At 64.5% G+C, this 17,021-nt stretch carries 15 protein-coding genes and 4 tRNA genes; 15 read left to right on the top strand and 4 right to left on the bottom strand.

Annotation, left to right across the window (positions count from 1 at the left end; translation table 11 throughout):
- Positions 1–6: 6 nt before the first annotated feature.
- The 12 genes from astA to IB255_RS09830 all read left to right on the top strand — a co-directional run bounded on the left by astA (position 7) and on the right by IB255_RS09830 (position 11,277).
- Entirely contained in the window at positions 7–1,026 is a 1,020-nt protein-coding gene (gene astA, locus IB255_RS09775; protein ID WP_081517973.1) for an arginine N-succinyltransferase, read from the top strand.
- Positions 1,027–1,051: 25 nt separating this feature from the next.
- On the top strand, positions 1,052–2,518 hold the full coding sequence (gene astD, locus IB255_RS09780) for a succinylglutamate-semialdehyde dehydrogenase (RefSeq protein ID WP_192210137.1): 1,467 nt from the start codon (positions 1,052–1,054) through the stop codon (positions 2,516–2,518).
- Positions 2,519–2,532: 14 nt separating this feature from the next.
- Positions 2,533–3,879: an N-succinylarginine dihydrolase gene (gene astB, locus IB255_RS09785; RefSeq protein WP_192210357.1), complete on the top strand. Its 1,347-nt coding sequence runs from the start codon at positions 2,533–2,535 to the stop codon at positions 3,877–3,879.
- 9 nt (positions 3,880–3,888) lie between these two features.
- Positions 3,889–4,170 (top strand): GTPase, encoded by a 282-nt coding sequence (locus IB255_RS09790; RefSeq protein WP_026078911.1) that lies wholly within the window; start codon positions 3,889–3,891, stop codon positions 4,168–4,170.
- A gap of 50 nt (positions 4,171–4,220) precedes the next feature.
- Positions 4,221–5,213 carry a succinylglutamate desuccinylase gene (gene astE / locus IB255_RS09795; protein WP_081517976.1) on the top strand — a complete coding sequence of 331 codons (993 nt, stop codon included), beginning with the start codon at positions 4,221–4,223 and terminating at the stop codon, positions 5,211–5,213.
- A gap of 92 nt (positions 5,214–5,305) precedes the next feature.
- The gene (gene ltaE / locus IB255_RS09800) at positions 5,306–6,310 is read left to right on the top strand and encodes a low-specificity L-threonine aldolase (protein ID WP_192210139.1); all 1,005 of its coding nucleotides are present in this window, start codon (positions 5,306–5,308) and stop codon (positions 6,308–6,310) included.
- 121 nt (positions 6,311–6,431) lie between these two features.
- Positions 6,432–9,056: an alanine--tRNA ligase gene (gene alaS / locus IB255_RS09805; protein ID WP_192210141.1), complete on the top strand. Its 2,625-nt coding sequence runs from the start codon at positions 6,432–6,434 to the stop codon at positions 9,054–9,056.
- A 101-nt stretch (positions 9,057–9,157) separates the two neighbouring features.
- On the top strand, positions 9,158–10,393 hold the full coding sequence (locus IB255_RS09810; protein ID WP_081517979.1) for an aspartate kinase: 1,236 nt from the start codon (positions 9,158–9,160) through the stop codon (positions 10,391–10,393).
- Between the two features lie 186 nt (positions 10,394–10,579).
- Positions 10,580–10,765, top strand: coding sequence for a carbon storage regulator CsrA (csrA, locus tag IB255_RS09815; protein ID WP_003085981.1), 186 nt, complete (start codon positions 10,580–10,582; stop codon positions 10,763–10,765).
- 60 nt (positions 10,766–10,825) lie between these two features.
- Positions 10,826–10,916 (top strand) — tRNA-Ser (locus IB255_RS09820).
- A gap of 109 nt (positions 10,917–11,025) precedes the next feature.
- Positions 11,026–11,102, top strand: a tRNA-Arg gene (locus IB255_RS09825).
- A 98-nt stretch (positions 11,103–11,200) separates the two neighbouring features.
- Positions 11,201–11,277: transfer RNA gene (locus tag IB255_RS09830), tRNA-Arg, on the top strand.
- A gap of 82 nt (positions 11,278–11,359) precedes the next feature.
- Here the strand turns inward: IB255_RS09830 and IB255_RS09835 are convergent.
- Positions 11,360–11,884, bottom strand: coding sequence for a DUF4124 domain-containing protein (locus IB255_RS09835; protein ID WP_192210143.1), 525 nt, complete (start codon positions 11,882–11,884; stop codon positions 11,360–11,362).
- A gap of 322 nt (positions 11,885–12,206) precedes the next feature.
- Between IB255_RS09835 and mgtE the strand changes: the two genes are divergently transcribed.
- The gene (gene mgtE, locus IB255_RS09840; RefSeq protein ID WP_081517981.1) at positions 12,207–13,649 is read left to right on the top strand and encodes a magnesium transporter; all 1,443 of its coding nucleotides are present in this window, start codon (positions 12,207–12,209) and stop codon (positions 13,647–13,649) included.
- Between the two features lie 125 nt (positions 13,650–13,774).
- Here mgtE and amrZ read toward each other — a convergent pair whose 3' ends face one another.
- Positions 13,775–14,107, bottom strand: a complete 333-nt coding sequence (gene amrZ / locus IB255_RS09845; RefSeq protein ID WP_017517196.1) for a transcriptional regulator AmrZ — start codon at positions 14,105–14,107, stop codon at positions 13,775–13,777.
- Between the two features lie 487 nt (positions 14,108–14,594).
- Between amrZ and phnN the strand changes: the two genes are divergently transcribed.
- Entirely contained in the window at positions 14,595–15,158 is a 564-nt protein-coding gene (gene phnN / locus IB255_RS09850; RefSeq protein WP_192210145.1) for a phosphonate metabolism protein/1,5-bisphosphokinase (PRPP-forming) PhnN, read from the top strand.
- Between the two features lie 2 nt (positions 15,159–15,160).
- Here phnN and IB255_RS09855 read toward each other — a convergent pair whose 3' ends face one another.
- Positions 15,161–15,637 carry a GNAT family N-acetyltransferase gene (locus IB255_RS09855; protein WP_192210147.1) on the bottom strand — a complete coding sequence of 159 codons (477 nt, stop codon included), beginning with the start codon at positions 15,635–15,637 and terminating at the stop codon, positions 15,161–15,163.
- Positions 15,638–15,729: 92 nt separating this feature from the next.
- On the opposite strand from IB255_RS09855, the gene IB255_RS09860 reads away from it, so the two are divergent.
- Positions 15,730–15,806, top strand: a tRNA-Arg gene (locus IB255_RS09860).
- Between the two features lie 53 nt (positions 15,807–15,859).
- Here the strand turns inward: IB255_RS09860 and IB255_RS09865 are convergent.
- Positions 15,860–16,927 (bottom strand): sensor domain-containing diguanylate cyclase, encoded by a 1,068-nt coding sequence (locus IB255_RS09865; RefSeq protein WP_192210149.1) that lies wholly within the window; start codon positions 16,925–16,927, stop codon positions 15,860–15,862.
- Positions 16,928–17,021: the final 94 nt, after the last annotated feature.

Here is a 17,021-nt window from a genome sequence, read left to right on the forward strand (position 1 = left end):
GAGAGCATGATCGTCCGTCCCGTAACCAGTGCCGACCTGCCGGCTCTGTTTGACCTGGCGCGCAGCACCGGCACCGGCCTGACCACGCTGCCGGCCAACGAGCAGCGCCTGCAGCACCGTGTGAGCTGGGCCGAGAAGGCCTTCCGCGGCGAAGCCGAGCGCGCCGATGCCGACTACCTGTTCGTGCTGGAGAACGACGAAGGCAAGGTCGTCGGCATCTCCGCCGTGGCCGGCGCAGTCGGCCTGCGCGAGCCCTGGTACAACTACCGTGTCGGCCTCACCGTCAGCGCCTCCCAGGAGCTGGGTATCCACCGCGAGATTCCCACGCTGTTCCTGGCCAACGACCTCACCGGGCAGTCCGAACTGTGCTCGCTGTTCCTGCATGCCGATCATCGCGCCGGCCTGAACGGTCGCCTGCTGTCCAAGGCGCGCTTCCTGTTCATCGCCGAGTTCCGCGAACTGTTCGGTGACAAGGTGATCGCCGAGATGCGCGGCATGTCCGATGCCGCCGGGCGTTCGCCGTTCTGGGAAAGCCTGGGCCGGCACTTCTTCAAGATGGAATTCAGCCAGGCCGACTACCTGACCGGCGTGGGCAACAAGGCCTTCATCGCCGAACTGATGCCCAAGTTCCCGCTCTACACCTGCTTCCTCTCGGAAGAGGCACGCTCGGTGATCGGCCGCGTGCACTCCGATACCGAGCCGGCGCTGGCCATGCTCAAGGCCGAGGGCTTCAGCTATCAGGGCTACGTCGACATCTTCGACGCCGGTCCGGCCATCGAGGCGCCGACCGAGAAGGTCCGCGCCATTGCCGACAGCCAGAACCTGGTGCTGGCGATCGGCACGCCGGGCGACGACGCCGAGCCTTACCTGATCCACAACCGCAAGCGCGAGGAGTGCCGTATCACCGCGGCCCCGGCGCGCGTGGCCGCCGGCTCGCTGGTGGTCGATGCGCAGACCGCCAAGCGCCTGCGCCTGTCCGCCGGGGCCTCGGTCCGCGCGGTGCCCCTCTCCGGAAAACGCAACTGACGCCGCCCGGCGTCAGGGGAGCCTGATGATGAATACCCACTACATTGCCGGCCAGTGGCTGGCGGGCGAAGGCGAGCCTCTGGAATCGCTGTGTCCGGTCAGCCAGAACGTAGTCTGGTCCGGCCGCGCCGCTTCCGAGTCGCAAGTCGCTGCCGCCGTCGCCGCCGCGCGCAGTGCCTTCCCGGCCTGGGCCCGTCGCCCGGTGGAAGAGCGCATCGCCGTGCTGGAGCGCTTTGCCGCTGCCCTCAAGGGCCGTTCCGAGGAGCTGGCCCGTGCCATCGGCGAGGAAACCGGCAAGCCGTTGTGGGAAGCTGCCACCGAGGTGACCAGCATGGTCAACAAGGTCGCCATCTCGGTCCAGGCCTTCCGTGAGCGTACCGGCGAGAAGAGCGGCCCGCTGGCCGACGCCACCGCCGTGCTGCGCCACAAGCCTCATGGCGTGGTCGCCGTGTTCGGCCCGTACAACTTCCCCGGCCACCTGCCCAACGGCCACATCGTGCCGGCCCTGCTGGCCGGCAATGCCGTGGTGTTCAAGCCCAGCGAGCTGACTCCCAAGGTCGCCGAGCTGACCCTGCAGGCCTGGATCGAGTCGGGCATTCCCTCTGGTGTGATCAACCTGGTGCAGGGCGCCCGCGATACCGGCGTGGCTCTGGCGGGCAATGACGACATCGATGGCCTGTTCTTCACCGGCTCCAGCCGCACCGGCAACCTGCTGCACAGCCAGTTCGGCGGTCGCCCGCAGAAAATCCTGGCGCTGGAAATGGGCGGCAATAACCCGTTGATCGTCGACGAAGTGAAGGACGTGGATGCTGCCGTCTATACCATCATCCAGTCCGCCTTCATTTCCGCCGGCCAGCGCTGCACCTGCGCCCGTCGCCTGCTGGTCCCGCAGGGCGCCTGGGGCGACGCGCTGATCGAGCGCCTGGTGGCCGTGGCCGCGACCATCAAGGTCGGCGCCTTCGACGAGCAGCCGGCGCCCTTCATGGGCTCGGTGATCTCGCTGGCCGCCGCGCAGCACCTGATCAAGGCCCAGGAACAACTGCTGGCCAAGGGCGCCAAGCCGCTGCTGGCGATGACCCAGCCGCTGGCCACCGCCGCGCTGCTGACTCCCGGCATCCTCGACGTGAGCGCCGTCAGCGAGCGCCCGGACGAAGAGTTCTTCGGCCCGCTGCTGCAAGTGATCCGCTATGCCGATTTCGACGCCGCCGTGCGTGAAGCCAACGCCACCCAGTACGGCCTCGCCGCCGGCCTGCTGTCGGATTCCCGCGAGCGCTACGAGGACTTCCTCATCGAGAGCCGCGCCGGCATCGTCAACTGGAACAAGCAACTGACCGGCGCCGCCAGCAGCGCGCCGTTCGGCGGCATCGGCGCCTCCGGCAACCACCGCCCGAGCGCCTACTACGCAGCCGACTACTGCGCGTACCCGGTCGCCTCGCTGGAAAGCGACAGCCTGAGCCTGCCTGCAACCCTGACTCCGGGAGTGAGCCTGTGATGACCGCCTATGAAATGCCCGCTGTTGAATTGAATGTCGATGGTCTGGTCGGGCCGACGCACAACTACGGCGGCCTGTCCTACGGCAACGTCGCCTCGCAGAGCAATAGCCAGGCCGCGTCCAACCCGCGCGAAGCGGCGAAGCAGGGCCTGTCGAAGATGAAGGCGCTGATGGAGATGGGCTTCAAGCAGGGCGTGTTCGCCCCGCAGGAGCGTCCGGCCGTTGCCTCGCTGCGCGCCCTGGGCTTCTCCGGCAGCGACGCCGAAGTGATCGCCAGGGCGGCGAAAGAGGCCATGCCGCTGCTCGCCGCCGTCAGCTCGGCGTCCTGCATGTGGACCGCCAACGCCGCCACCGTCAGCCCCGGTGCCGACACGGCCGATGGCCGCGTGCACTTCACCGCCGCCAACCTGAACTGCAAGTTCCACCGCTCCATCGAACATCCGCAGACCAGCCGTATCCTCGCGGCGATGTTCAATGATGAGCAGCACTTCGCCCACCACGCCGCGCTGCCGGCAGTCGCCCAGTTCGGCGACGAGGGCGCGGCCAACCACACGCGCTTCTGCAAGTCCTATGGCGAGGCCGGCGTCGAGTTCTTCGTGTTCGGTCGCAGCGCCTTCGACAGCCGCTTCCCGGCGCCGCAGCGCTACCCGGCGCGGCAGACCCTGGAAGCCTGCCAGGCGGTTGCCCGCCTGCACGGCCTGAGCGATGACGGCGTGGTCTACGCCCAGCAGAACCCGGCGGTGATCGACCAGGGCGTGTTCCACAACGACGTGATTGCGGTCGGTAATGGCGAAGTGCTGTTCCACCACGAAGACGCCTTCCTCGACACCGAGCGCGTGCTTGCCGAGCTGCACGACAAGCTGGGGCGCCGTGGCGGTCGCTTCCGCGCCGTGTGCGTGCCGCGCGATCAGGTCACCGTCGAGGACGCGGTGAAGTCCTACCTGTTCAACAGCCAGCTGCTCACCCGTGCCGACGGCAACATGCTGCTGATCGTCCCGGAGGAGTGCCGCAAGAACGAGCGCGTGTGGCAATACCTCTCGCGTCTGACCGCCGAGGACGGCCCGATCCGCGAGGTGAAGGTGTTTGACCTCAAGCAGAGCATGCAGAACGGCGGCGGCCCCGCCTGCCTGCGCCTGCGCGTGGCGCTCAGCGACGCCGAGCTGGCTGCGGTCAATCCGGGCGTGATCATGACGCCGACCCTGCACGACACCCTGGTCACCTGGGTCGACAAGCATTACCGCGATCGCCTGGCCGAAACCGACCTGGCCGATCCGCAACTGCTCGTCGAGTGCCGGACGGCGTTGGATGAATTGAGCCAGATCCTTAAACTGGGCTCGGTTTATCCCTTCCAGCAGATTTGAGTAACTGACATGACCGAAAGCCTCCCGCTGATTCTCGAAGACAACAAGGGCGAGCGCCGCGAGACCCACACCGCGCGCCTGGCCATCCGCCTGGAAGGGCGCGAGCTGTGGCTGGAGGCCGACGGCAAGGGCGGCCTTACGATCTACGCCGACTCCCATGAGGACGACGCCGAGATCCCGCTGCTGGTGGTGCGCCCGCAGGCGGTGAACCAGTTGGGCCTGAGCCTCGAGCTGGAAGCCGCCGAAGTCCACGAACATGGTCCAGACTGTGGATGTGACCATCACCACTGATCGCGGAGTCCGTGGCCGCTCCGGCCGCGGGGAATGATGGAGGCGTCCGCATGCTAGCTCTGGGCAAACTGCTCGAACTGACCCTCGCCGGCCGTGAGCCGACGGAAAAGATTCAGCTCACCGCGGACGGCACCCGTCTGCACTGGCTGGCTGAAGGCGCCCTCGAAGTCACTCCGCCGGTGGCGCGCGACAATGGCCGCGACCTGCTGCTCTCGGCAGGTATCCACGGCAACGAGACGGCCCCCATCGAACTGCTCGACCGACTGGTGCACCGCATCGCCCGTGGCGAGCTGAAGCCGGCGTCGCGGGTGCTGTTCCTGCTCGGCAATCCCGAGGCCATGCGCCGTGGCGAGCGTTACCTGGAACAGGACATCAACCGCCTGTTCTGCGGTCGCCACGAGGAGGGCAGCGGCAACGAGGCCTTGCGTGCGTCGGAGCTGGAGCGTCTGGCTGCCGCGTTCTTCGCCCGTGAGGGCCGCCCGCGCCTGCACTACGACCTGCACACGGCCATCCGGGGTTCGAAGATCGAGCAGTTCGCGCTCTACCCCTGGGCCAGCGGTCGCGAGCACTCCCGCGACGAGCTGGCGCGCCTGCGCAGCGCCGGCATCGATGCGGTGCTGCTGCAAAGCAAGCCGGGCATCACCTTCAGCGCCTACACCTACAGCCAGCTCGGCGCCGAGGCGTTCACCCTGGAACTGGGCAAGGCGCGGCCGTTCGGGCAGAACCAGGCGGTGAACCTGGATCGCCTCGAAGCGATGCTGCAGGGCGTGATCAGCGGCCAGGAAGCGGACGGCGCACAGCTCGACGGCCTGCAACTGTTCGCGGTCTCCCGCGAAGTGATCAAGCACAGCGACCACTTCCGCCTGCACCTGGACGACGCGGTGGACAATTTCACCGAGCTGGACCACGGCTTCCTGCTCGCCGAGGACATCGGCGGCACCCGCTGGATCGTGGAAGAGCAGGGCGCGCGGATCATCTTCCCCAACCCGCGGGTGAAGAACGGCCTGCGCGCCGGCATCCTGGTCATTCCCACCGAGCTCTGATCTCCCCGGCGCGCGCCCATCGCGCGCCTTGTTTCCCCTCTGGCGAGCGCTTAGCATCGGCCCTTTGAGCCTGATGCCCGAGGAGCCTTGCCATGTCCATCATCGACCTTCGCAGCGACACCGTGACCCTGCCCACCGCCGGCATGCGCGAGGCGATGGCGCGGGCCGAGCTGGGCGATGACGTCTACGGCGAAGACCCGACGGTGAACCGCCTGGAAGCGACCCTGGCCGAGCGCCTGGGCTTCGCCGCCGCGCTGTTCGTGCCCACTGGCACCATGAGTAACCTGCTCGGCCTGATGGCCCATTGCGGCCGGGGCGACGAGTACATCGTCGGCCAGCAGGCGCACACCTATAAATATGAAGGCGGTGGTGCCGCGGTCCTGGGCTCGATCCAGCCGCAACCCATCGATGGCGAAGCCGACGGCTCGCTGGACCTGGCCAAGGTCGAGGCGGCAATAAAGCAGGACGATTTCCACTTCGCCCGCACTCGCCTGCTGGCGCTGGAAAACACCATGCAGGGCAAGGTCCTGCCGCTGACCTATCTGGCCGCTGCACGGGAAATGACCCGCCGCCGTGGCCTGGCGCTGCACCTGGACGGCGCGCGCCTGTACAACGCGGCAGTGAAGCTGGGCGTTGATGCCAGCGAGATCACCCGCCACTTCGACTCCGTCTCTGTTTGCTTGTCCAAGGGCCTTGGCGCGCCGGTGGGGTCGGTGCTCTGCGGCGATGCCGAGCTGATCGGTCGCGCGCGTCGCCTGCGCAAGATGGTCGGCGGCGGCATGCGTCAGGCCGGTGGCCTCGCGGCGGCGGCGCTGTATGCGCTGGACCATCAGGTCGAGCGCCTGGCCGAGGACCACGCCAACGCTGAAGCGCTGGGCCGTGGCCTGGCTGAACTGGGCTACGCCATCGAGCCGGTGCAGACCAACATGGTCTACGTCGGCATCGGCGAGCAGGCCGGCGCGCTGGGCGAGCACCTGGCCGAACGCGGCATTCGCGTCAGCCCCGCGGCGCGCCTGCGGCTGGTCACCCACCTGGATGTGAAAAACGCCGATATCCCGCGTATCGTCGAAGCTTTTGCCGCCTTTCGTCGTTCCTGACAGAAATTATTGCGCGATAGGGGTTAACTATCGCGCAAAGACACTACAACCTTGATGCGGGGCCGATATAATGCGGCCCTTTGCCGGCGATTCGTGGCCGCATTTTTCCGTGGAAGAACCTATGAAAAGCGCTGAAATCCGTGAAGCCTTCCTCCGCTTCTTCGAAGAGAAGGGGCACACCCGCGTAGCGTCCAGTTCGCTGATCCCGGCGAACGACCCGACCCTGCTGTTCACCAACGCAGGCATGAACCAGTTCAAGGATTGCTTCCTGGGCCTGGAAAAGCGCGCCTACACCCGCGCCACCACCAGCCAGAAGTGCGTGCGTGCCGGCGGCAAGCACAACGACCTGGAAAACGTCGGTTACACCGCGCGCCACCACACCTTCTTCGAAATGCTGGGCAACTTCAGCTTCGGCGACTATTTCAAGCGTGACGCCATCACCTACGCCTGGGAATTCCTGACCTCGGACAAGTGGCTGAACCTGCCCAAGGAAAAGCTCTGGGTCACCGTCTATGCCAGCGATGACGAGGCGTACGACATCTGGACCCAGGAAGTCGGCATTCCCGCCGAGCGCATGGTCCGCATCGGCGACAACAAGGGCGCTCCCTACGCTTCGGACAACTTCTGGGCGATGGGCGACACCGGTCCGTGCGGTCCGTGCACCGAGATCTTCTTCGACCACGGCGCCGACATCTGGGGCGGCCCGCCCGGCTCGCCGGAAGAAGACGGCGACCGCTACATCGAGATCTGGAACAACGTCTTCATGCAGTTCAACCGCACCGCGGACGGCGTCATGCACCCGCTGCCGGCGCCGAGCGTGGACACCGGCATGGGCCTTGAGCGGATCAGCGCCGTGCTGCAGCACGTCCACTCGAACTACGAGATCGACCTGTTCCAGAGCCTGCTGAAGGCTTCGGCCGACGCCATCGGCTGCGCCAACGACGACGCACCGTCGCTGAAAGTCGTTGCCGACCACATCCGTTCCTGCGGCTTCCTGATCGCCGACGGCGTGCTGCCGTCCAACGAAGGCCGTGGCTACGTGCTGCGCCGCATCATCCGTCGCGCCTGCCGCCACGGTAACAAGCTGGGCGCCAAGGGCACCTTCTTCCACAAGATCGTCTCCGCCCTCGTCGGCGAGATGGGCGAAGCCTTCGTCGAGCTCAAGCAGCAGCAGGCGCACATCGAGCGCGTGCTCAAGACCGAGGAAGAGCAGTTCGCCAAGACCCTGGAGCAGGGCCTGAAGATCCTCGAGCAGGACCTGTCCGAGCTCAAGGGCAGCGTCATCCCCGGCAACGTGGTGTTCAAGCTGTACGACACCTATGGCTTCCCGGTGGACCTGACCAACGACATCGCCCGCGAGCGCAGCCTGACCCTCGACGAGGAAGGCTTCGAGCGCGAGATGGAGGCCCAGCGCGAGCGTGCCCGCTCCGCCAGCGCCTTCGGCATGGACTACAACAGCCTGGTGAAAGTGGATGGCGACACCCGCTTCCTCGGCTACCAGGGCGTTTCCGGCGCCGGCCAGATCATCGCCCTGTTCAAGGACGGCAAGGCCGTCGAGCAGTTGGGCGAAGGCGAGGAGGGCGTGGTCGTCCTCGACCAGACTCCGTTCTACGCCGAATCGGGCGGCCAGGTTGGCGACAGCGGTTTCCTTGAGGCTGCCGGCGTGCGCTTCGACGTGCGCGACACCACCAAGGCTGGCGGCGCTCACCTGCACCACGGTGTGGTTGCCCAGGGCAGCCTGACCGTTGGCGCTGCCGTGAAGGCCGAGGTCGCGCCTGGCGTGCGCCAGGCCACTGCGCTGAACCACTCCGCTACCCACCTGCTGCACGCCGCGCTGCGCCAGGTGCTGGGCGATCATGTCCAGCAGAAGGGCTCGCTGGTCGACAGCCAGCGCCTGCGTTTCGACTTCAGCCACTTCGAGGCGATCAAGCCCGAGCAACTGAAGCAGCTGGAAGACATCGTCAACAGCGAAATCCGCAAGAACTCCGAGGTCGAGACCGAAGAGACCGACATCGAGTCCGCCAAGAACAAGGGCGCCATGGCGCTGTTCGGCGAGAAGTACGGTGATCAGGTCCGCGTGCTGAGCATGGGCGGCAAGTTCTCCGTCGAGCTGTGCGGCGGCACCCACGTGTCCCGCACCGGTGACATCGGCCTGTTCAAGATCACCAGCGAAGGCGGTGTGGCTTCCGGCGTGCGCCGTATCGAAGCAGTCACTGGCGGTGCTGCACTGGCCTACCTCAACGGCGCCGAAGAGCAGCTCAAGGAAGCGGCCGGCCTGGTCAAGGGCAGCCGCGACAACCTGCTGGACAAGCTCTCCGGCCTGATCGAGCGCAACCGTCAGCTGGAGAAAGAGCTGGAACAGCTGAAGGCCAAGGCTGCCAGCGCTGCCGGCGACGATCTGGCGGGCTCTGCCGTGGACGTCGGTGGCGTGAAGGTGCTGTCCTCGCGCCTTGATGGCCTGGACGGCAAGGCGCTGCTGGCGCTGGTCGACCAGCTGAAGAACAAGCTGGGCAGCGGCGTGATCCTGCTGGGCGGCGTGTTCGAAGAGAAGGTCGTGCTGGTTGCCGGCGTGACCCAGGACCTGACCGCCAGGCTGAAAGCGGGCGATCTGATGAAGCAGGCCGCGGCGGCCGTGGGCGGGAAGGGCGGTGGTCGCCCGGACATGGCCCAGGGCGGTGGCGTCGATGCCGGCAAGCTGGACGAAGCTCTGGCGCTGGCAGTGAAATTTGTCGAACAGGGCCTCTAAAGGCCCTGAAATACGGGGCCCGCAGCGCGTCCGGCGGGCCTTGGCAGCATGCGGTGATGCATGTTTAATGGGCGCCCTTCAGGAATCAGGCGGCTTTTGAAATGGCTTTGATCGTACAGAAGTTTGGAGGGACCTCCGTCGGCACCGTCGAGAGAATCGAGCAGGTAGCCGAGAAGGTGAAGAAATTCCGTGAAGCGGGCGACGACATCGTCGTGGTGGTGTCCGCCATGAGCGGCGAGACCAACCGCCTGATTGGTCTGGCGAAACAGATCATGGACCAGCCCATTCCGCGCGAGCTGGATGTGATGGTCTCCACCGGCGAGCAAGTGACCATCGCCCTGCTGAGCATGGCGCTGATGAAGCGCGGCGTGCCGGCGGTTTCCTACACCGGTAACCAGGTCCGTATCCTGACCGACAGTTCCCACACCAAGGCGCGTATCCTGAGCATCGACGATGCGAACATTCGCGCAGATCTGAAAGCAGGCCGCGTAGTCGTGGTCGCCGGCTTCCAGGGTGTGGACGAGCAGGGCAACATCACCACCCTCGGCCGTGGCGGTTCCGACACTACCGGCGTAGCTTTGGCGGCGGCACTGAAGGCCGACGAGTGCCAGATCTACACCGACGTCGATGGCGTCTACACCACCGACCCGCGCGTCGTGCCGCAGGCGCGTCGCCTGGACAAGATCACCTTCGAAGAGATGCTGGAAATGGCCAGCCTCGGTTCCAAGGTGCTACAGATCCGCTCGGTGGAATTCGCCGGCAAGTACAACGTCCCGCTGCGCGTGCTGCACAGCTTCCAGGAGGGTCCGGGCACCCTCATTACCCTTGATGAAGAGGAATCCATGGAACAGCCGATCATCTCCGGCATCGCCTTCAACCGCGACGAAGCCAAGCTGACCATCCGTGGCGTACCGGATACCCCCGGCGTTGCTTTCAAGATTCTCGGCCCGATCAGTGCCGCCAATGTAGAAGTCGACATGATCGTGCAGAACGTCGCGCACGATAACACCACCGACTTCACCTTCACCGTGCACCGCAACGACTACCAGGCTGCCCTGGAAATCCTCAAGCAGACCGCCACCACCATCGGTGCGCGCGAAGCCACTGGCGACACCAACATCGCCAAGGTTTCCATCGTCGGTGTCGGCATGCGGTCCCACGCCGGTGTCGCCAGCCGCATGTTCGAAGCCCTGGCCAAGGAGACCATCAACATCCAGATGATCTCCACCTCGGAAATCAAGGTTTCCGTGGTCATCGAAGAGAAATACCTCGAGTTGGCGGTCCGTGCCCTGCACACCGCTTTCGAACTCGACGCCCCGGCCCGACAGGGCGAGTAAGGCGGGATATACCGAAAGGCGCGGCTACCCCGCGCCTTTTGTCGTTTTTGACTGTCTGACAGGAACTTTCTTTCCGGCAGGACTGGTCAATACTTGGGTGAAGGATTCGCGCACTTGATCTATACGAATCTGCCACCATTTCTTTTTTTGCAGACTGCTTATCCCGTAACACGTAAGGAGAAAGGAATGCTGATTCTGACACGCCGGGTCGGAGAGACCCTGATGGTCGGTGATGACGTCACCGTGACTGTACTGGGCGTCAAAGGCAATCAGGTGCGTATCGGTGTGAATGCGCCGAAGGAAGTTGCCGTGCACCGTGAGGAAATCTACCAGCGCATCCAGAAAGAGAAAGACCAAGAACCAAACCATTAATTTTTCTAAAATTTTTCTTTGCAAACGGGGAAAACATGGATATCATGCGCCCCGTGTTGCGGAGAGGTGGCCGAGTGGCCGAAGGCGCTCCCCTGCTAAGGGAGTACACCTCAAAAGGGTGTCGGGGGTTCGAATCCCCCCCTCTCCGCCATTGCATCCTCTGGTGCGATGAGTTGTCCGGTTACGTAAGTGACTGAAAAGATTGAAAAATCTTGTTGACAGGTCAGAAAAATCGCCCTAGAATTTGCGCCCTCATCAGCGCACTCATAGCTCAGCTGGATAGAGTACTCGGCTACGAACCGAGCGGTCGGAGGTTCGAATCCTCCTGAGTGCGCCATATACGAGGCAACGCGAGAGCGGGGCTTCAGTGGCGAAAGGGCTGAAAAGCCATTAGCTGCAACCAGTTGGTGAATCTGGTTAAACTTTGCCAACGACGCACTCATAGCTCAGCTGGATAGAGTACTCGGCTACGAACCGAGCGGTCGGAGGTTCGAATCCTCCTGAGTGCGCCATATACAAAAGGGCCTGCAGTAATGCAGGCCCTTTTTCTTTGCCTTCAAAAAACTTTCCATTCGAAAAATATGGGCAGCGTAATCAGCGCTTCGCCTTGCCCATCACGCAACCATCCTCATCGAAGGTCACGGTGCGTGCACCGTGCTTCTTGTCCGCCTCGTAGTGATAGCGCAGCGTCTCGTTGTGCTGGCTGGTCCTGTCCGGCCGCCCGAGGGCGCTCTCCACGTCGCCGCGCGTCATTCCCGTCCTCACGCGCCCCTCGATGATCGCCTTGCGTCGTGCGCTGCCGGTGACGCGGTTGCCGCAGCCGTTCTGCTGTTCACCAACGACCACGACGGACTCGCGCTCGGCTTCCTTGCCCTGGCCTTTGCTGCGCACCAGCGGCTTCTGTGGGGTGGACTCCTGCGGGATCGCCATCGGCACCGGCTCGCCGCTGCCGGGCGTGGGGTTGTTCGCTTCCTGGATTTCCTGCTGCCTTTCCGCGGGGCAGCCATACTGACTGAACAGCACGCTGCCGTCGGCCGCAGTGCAGCGGAACACCGAGGCCGCCTCACTGGTCGGAACCAGTGGAATCAGGAGTGAGCAGAGCAGGGCGGACAGGCGCATGGTTTCCTCCGTGATGGCGGGCCTGCCTGCAGCCTAGGAGTGGAAATTGTCAGTCGGAGCCGGGTGTCCTGTGGGAGCTTTCGGGCGTCGAACCGGGCAGTGATTCGCCAGTGAACTTTCGCCCGCAAGCGATTGTTCTGGCCGCCATTTTGTAACGCCTAATACACCCCGGAGTGTTATCATTTCCCGCATCTGCCCTCGATGGGCGCATGGGACACCACCATGGACTTACCCAGTAGTTACTCAGAACCCCGATTGCGTACACACGACCTGATGTATTGATCCCCTCTGGCCCGTTCTGCCACTGGGGGTGGAGCGTGCTATGACCGAAGTAGAAGCCAAGAAGCCGCAGGAAAGCCTGCAGGACCGCCTCAACCAGGTGGTCGACCTGCTGCACAAGCACAAGCTGGTGGAAGACCTGACGCATCGTCAGGAAGGCCAGCATCAAGACCTCGTCGAAAACTTCGTGCACCGCCAGAACCTGGCGGAACTCCAGCGCAAGCTGGAAGAGCTGCACCCGGCCGACATCGCCCACATTCTCGAATCCCTTCCGCTGGATGACCGCCTGACGGTCTGGCAGCTGGTCAAGGCCGAGCGCGACGGCGACATCCTCCTCGAAGTCTCCGACTCCGTACGAGAGACCCTGATCGCCGACATGGACGATCACGAGATCCTCGCTGCGGCCAGGGACATGGACGCCGACGAACTCGCGGACCTCGCGCCGGAACTGCCGCGCGATGTGGTCCACGAGCTGATGGAAAGCCTCGACCAGCAGCAACGCGAGCGTGTGCGTTCGGCGCTGTCCTACGAGGAAGACCAGGTCGGCGCGCTGATGGACTTCGAGATGGTCACCATCCGCGACGACGTCAGCCTGGAAGTGGTGCTGCGCTACCTGCGTCGACTGAAGGAGCTGCCGGGCCATACCGACAAGCTCTTCGTGGTCGACTACGACGGCGTGCTCAAGGGCGTGCTGCCGATCAAGCGCCTGCTGGTGAACGATCCGGACAAGGACGTGGCTGAAGTCATGGCCACCGATCCGGTGACTTTCACCCCCGACGAGGACGGCTATGACGCCGCCCAGGCGTTCGAACGTTACGACCTGATTTCCGCCCCTGTGGTGGACAAGAACGGTAAGCTCATCGGCCGTCTGACCATCGACGAGATGGTCGACCTGATCCGTGAGGAAAGCGAAAGCGAAGTCCTGAACATGGCCGGTCTGCGCGAGGAAGAAGACATCTTCGCCTCGGTCTGGAAGTCGGTCGGCAACCGCTGGGCGTGGCTGGCCACCAACCTGGTCACCGCCTTCATCGCCTCGCGGGTGATCGGCCTGTTCGAAGGCTCCATCGAGAAGCTGGTGGCGCTGGCCGCGCTGATGCCCATCGTGGCCGGCATCGGTGGCAACTCCGGCAACCAGACCATCACCATGATTGTCCGCGCCATGGCACTGGATCAGATCCAGACCAGCAGTGCCAACCGCCTGCTGCGCAAGGAGCTGGGCGTAGCGCTGGTGAACGGCCTGGTATGGGGTGGAGTGATCGGTCTGGTCGCCTTCTACCTGTACGGCAACTGGGAGCTGGGCGCGGTCATGACCGGCGCCATGACGCTCAACCTGCTGCTCGCCGCGCTGATGGGCGTGTTGATCCCGATGACGCTGCTGCGCCTGGGGCGCGACCCGGCCATGGGCTCCAGCGTGATGATCACCGCCATGACCGACAGCGGCGGCTTCTTCATCTTCCTCGGACTGGCCACGCTGTTCCTGATGTAACGCCAGCCCTGCCGAAAAGGCCGCCCGCGAGGCGGCTTTTTTGTGCCTGTGGTTATGCGGCACCGGTGAGTCGCGGGCAAGAAAAAGCCGGCTCAAGGCCGGCTGTTTCGGGTGGCGCGAACGAATCAGGCGTCGTTCTGTGCCATCTCGGCATCGTGCGCGATCAGGGCGATCAGGGCGTTCTGCTGACGATGGGTCAGCTGGCGGAAGCGCTGCAGCAGTTCGCGTTCGTGCAGGCTGAGTTCCGGGCTGTCCAGGCGGATGCCCAGGTTGTCCTGCAGCGCACCTTCCTGCAGCAGGCTCTGTTCGAGACGCGCGATGATCTCGGAGTTCATGCTGCGATGGTGGCTGCGAGCGACGTCGGCGATACGCTCACGCATGCCTTCGGGCAGACGTACGACGAACTTGTCAGCGGTACGGCTGGAGTAGGTGGGGGTTGCCTGTTTCAATGGGCGCATACTTTAAACCTGTAAGTCAGGGAGGCCGATGCCATGGGTCAGCGTTCGTTCAGGCCCTTTGACAGCGATTTCCAGTGGCCGTTCAGCGCGTCGTCAAAGCTTTTGAAAAAATATCCAATAACTTGACGTCAAACCTTCGGCATATTGTGTCTCGGGTGAAGGCTAAATGCCAGCACCAATCGTCCGAAATGAGACCGCCTAGGCAGACCCTTCTTTGGATGGGAATTGAAGGGAAAGCTGGCGAAGTGCCCGTTCCAGTCAGCGTAGTCGATGTGTACCGTGCGCCTGCCTGCCGTTGGGCAGCCTGATGAGGGCACTTCGTCGCGGATTGCCATGATGGCACAGCGCTGGGTGGAGAGTCAGGAGCGGTGGCGGAGGGCAGGCATCGATATCGGGATTTCACTGATATCGCACAAGGCTCGGAGTATTATCCGCCCCGCGGATCAGAATTGAAGTAGCGCCGAGCCGCCGGCGCACCGAGAGTTTCATGACCCCAGGCAGACTGATTTTCCTGATGGGCCCTTCGGGTTCCGGCAAGGACAGCGTATTGCAGGCCGCCAGCGTTCCGCTGGCCGCGATGGATTGCCGGATCGTCCGGCGCGTCATCACCCGTTCTGCAGAGGCACGCGGTGAAGAAGCGCATTCGGTGAGCGTCGACGAATTCACCGAGCTGGAGCGCTCCGGCGCCTTCGCCATGAGCTGGCGCGCCAATGGCCTGCACTACGGCATTCCCCGCGAGATAGACGCCTGGCTTGCCACCGGCCATGACGTGCTGGTCAATGGCTCGCGCAAGTACCTGCCCGAGGCCCGTCGTCGCTATCCGCGACTGATCGCAGTGCTGCTGAAGGTCGATTCCGAGGTGCTGCGCCAGCGCCTGCTCCAGCGTGGGCGGGAGACGCTGGCGGAAATCGAGGAGCGCCTGGCGCGCAATGCGCACTTCGCCGATGGCCTGCCCGGGCCGCTGGTGGAACTGGACAACTCGGTGTCCCTGGATGTCACGGTGGGCCACCTGCTGGACCTGCTCGCCCCGCCGGATGCCCAGGCCAGCTGAGGTCAGTCCAGGCTCAGCGACAGGCTGACGCCGTGGGGCGCGAAGCCCATCGCGGCATAGAAGCGGTGCGCCATTTCCCGGTCCTGGTGGCTGGAGAGCGCCAGCTTGTAGCACTTCCAGTCCCGCGCCCATTCCACGGCCCGGCCGATCAGCGCCTGGCCGATGCCCTGGCCGCGTGCGCGGCTGTCCACCACCATGTCCTCGAGGATTGCAGAGCGGGCGAAGCCGTGGGCGATGTGTTCGATCAGGTGCAGCGTGCAGGTGCCGAGTAAGGCTCCGTCGCGCTCGGCGATCAGTGTCACTCGTGACGGTTGCCGGTCGCTCAGGGCGAGGGCGAGCAAAGCGGTGTCGGGCAGTGGGTCACGTGCACCCAGTTGCTGCAGCAGCGGAGCAAGCGCCGCCGCATCATCGGCCGTGGCGACGCGCACATCGAAGGTAGCGAAAGGGGAATCGGGCAGGGCGCCGTCGTCTGTGGTCATGGTGATTCTCCGGCTGACGGCGAAATTATGGACCGCGACGGTGGCGGCGGCATGACAAATCGCTTGTCGGTGGTTAACATGCCGACCCGATTGTCCCGGTAGCTCAATTGGATAGAGCGTCCCCCTCCTAAGGGGAAGGTTGGAGGTTCGACCCCTCTCCGGGACACCAGTACGCCAAGGCCCGCATCTGCGGGCCTTTTTCGTTTCTGCCCGGGGTGGTCATCAGGGCGAATAGGTCACCCGGTTGCGCCCGTTGTGCTTGGCGTCGTACAGGGCCTGGTCGGCCTTGATCAGCGCCTGGCTGAGGGTGCCATCGGCGGAGAGATGGGCCAGCCCCAGGCTGATGGTGACGCCGGGCGTGCCGGGCAGCTCGGCGGTCACGCGGCGCAACTGCTCGACCCGTGACTGAGCCTCCTCCACGCTGATCCCCCACAGGTACAGGCCGAACTCTTCGCCGCCCAGGCGGGCGAATTCGAAGTCCTGCATTTCATGCTGGATGGCACGCGCGACGCGGGTCAGCACTTCGTCGCCGATGTCATGCCCGTAGGTGTCGTTGACCCGCTTGAAGTGATCGATGTCGATCATCACCAGGTAGCGCTGCTCGCCGTCGCCTCCCAGGCGCTGGCCGACGCGGGTCATGAAGGAGCGTCGGTTGGGGATGCCGGTGAGCACGTCGAGATAGGCCTGGTCCAGCAGCAGCCGGGCCATGGCGTAGTTGTACAGCTTGGCCTTGCTCAGGTGGTGGAAGATGTAGACCGAGAGCGCGCTGATGAACAGCGGGTAGCAGACCAGCATGCTGCGCCGCGCGTCCAGGGCCGGCACATCGCCCAGCAACGGGTTGAGGAAGGTCCAGGTCACTACCAGCACGGAATAGAAGGCGAGATTGTTCAGCGGCATCGCGGTGGCACTGTAGAGCACCGTGGCGGCCGCGATCACCAGCCAGGCAGGGCGCAGTGGCTCCGGCAAGCCGTCGATCACCAGGCGGGCGCCGAGGCTGAAGGTGATGACGAAGGCCAGGTTGAGCCAGTAGAAGTGCACCGCCTTGCGTACGAAGCTGGCCACCACGGTGATGAGGAAGAACACACCGAGGAAGAGCACCGAGACGTAGGTGAAACCCTGGCCGGCCTGGAAGCTGACGATGAGGTCGAAGAGCAGCCACATGGCGGCGCTCACGGCAAAGATCAGCAGGCTGAGCCCGTGGAGTCGCTCGAAATCGTGCTGGAGGAATTCGGCCCTGATCCCGGCCGGGACGCTTTGCTTGAGTATCTCGGACTCGATGGTCTTGAACATGAACCGCCCTGTGCGCGTGTGGGATCGCTCGCGCGAGAATAGCCGAACCCGATGCCCACCGCGCTAGCGTGCGGCGGGCATCGGGTGGGGGATG

Source organism: Pseudomonas sp. PDM22 (assembly GCF_014851965.1).
Taxonomy (GTDB): domain Bacteria; phylum Pseudomonadota; class Gammaproteobacteria; order Pseudomonadales; family Pseudomonadaceae; genus Pseudomonas.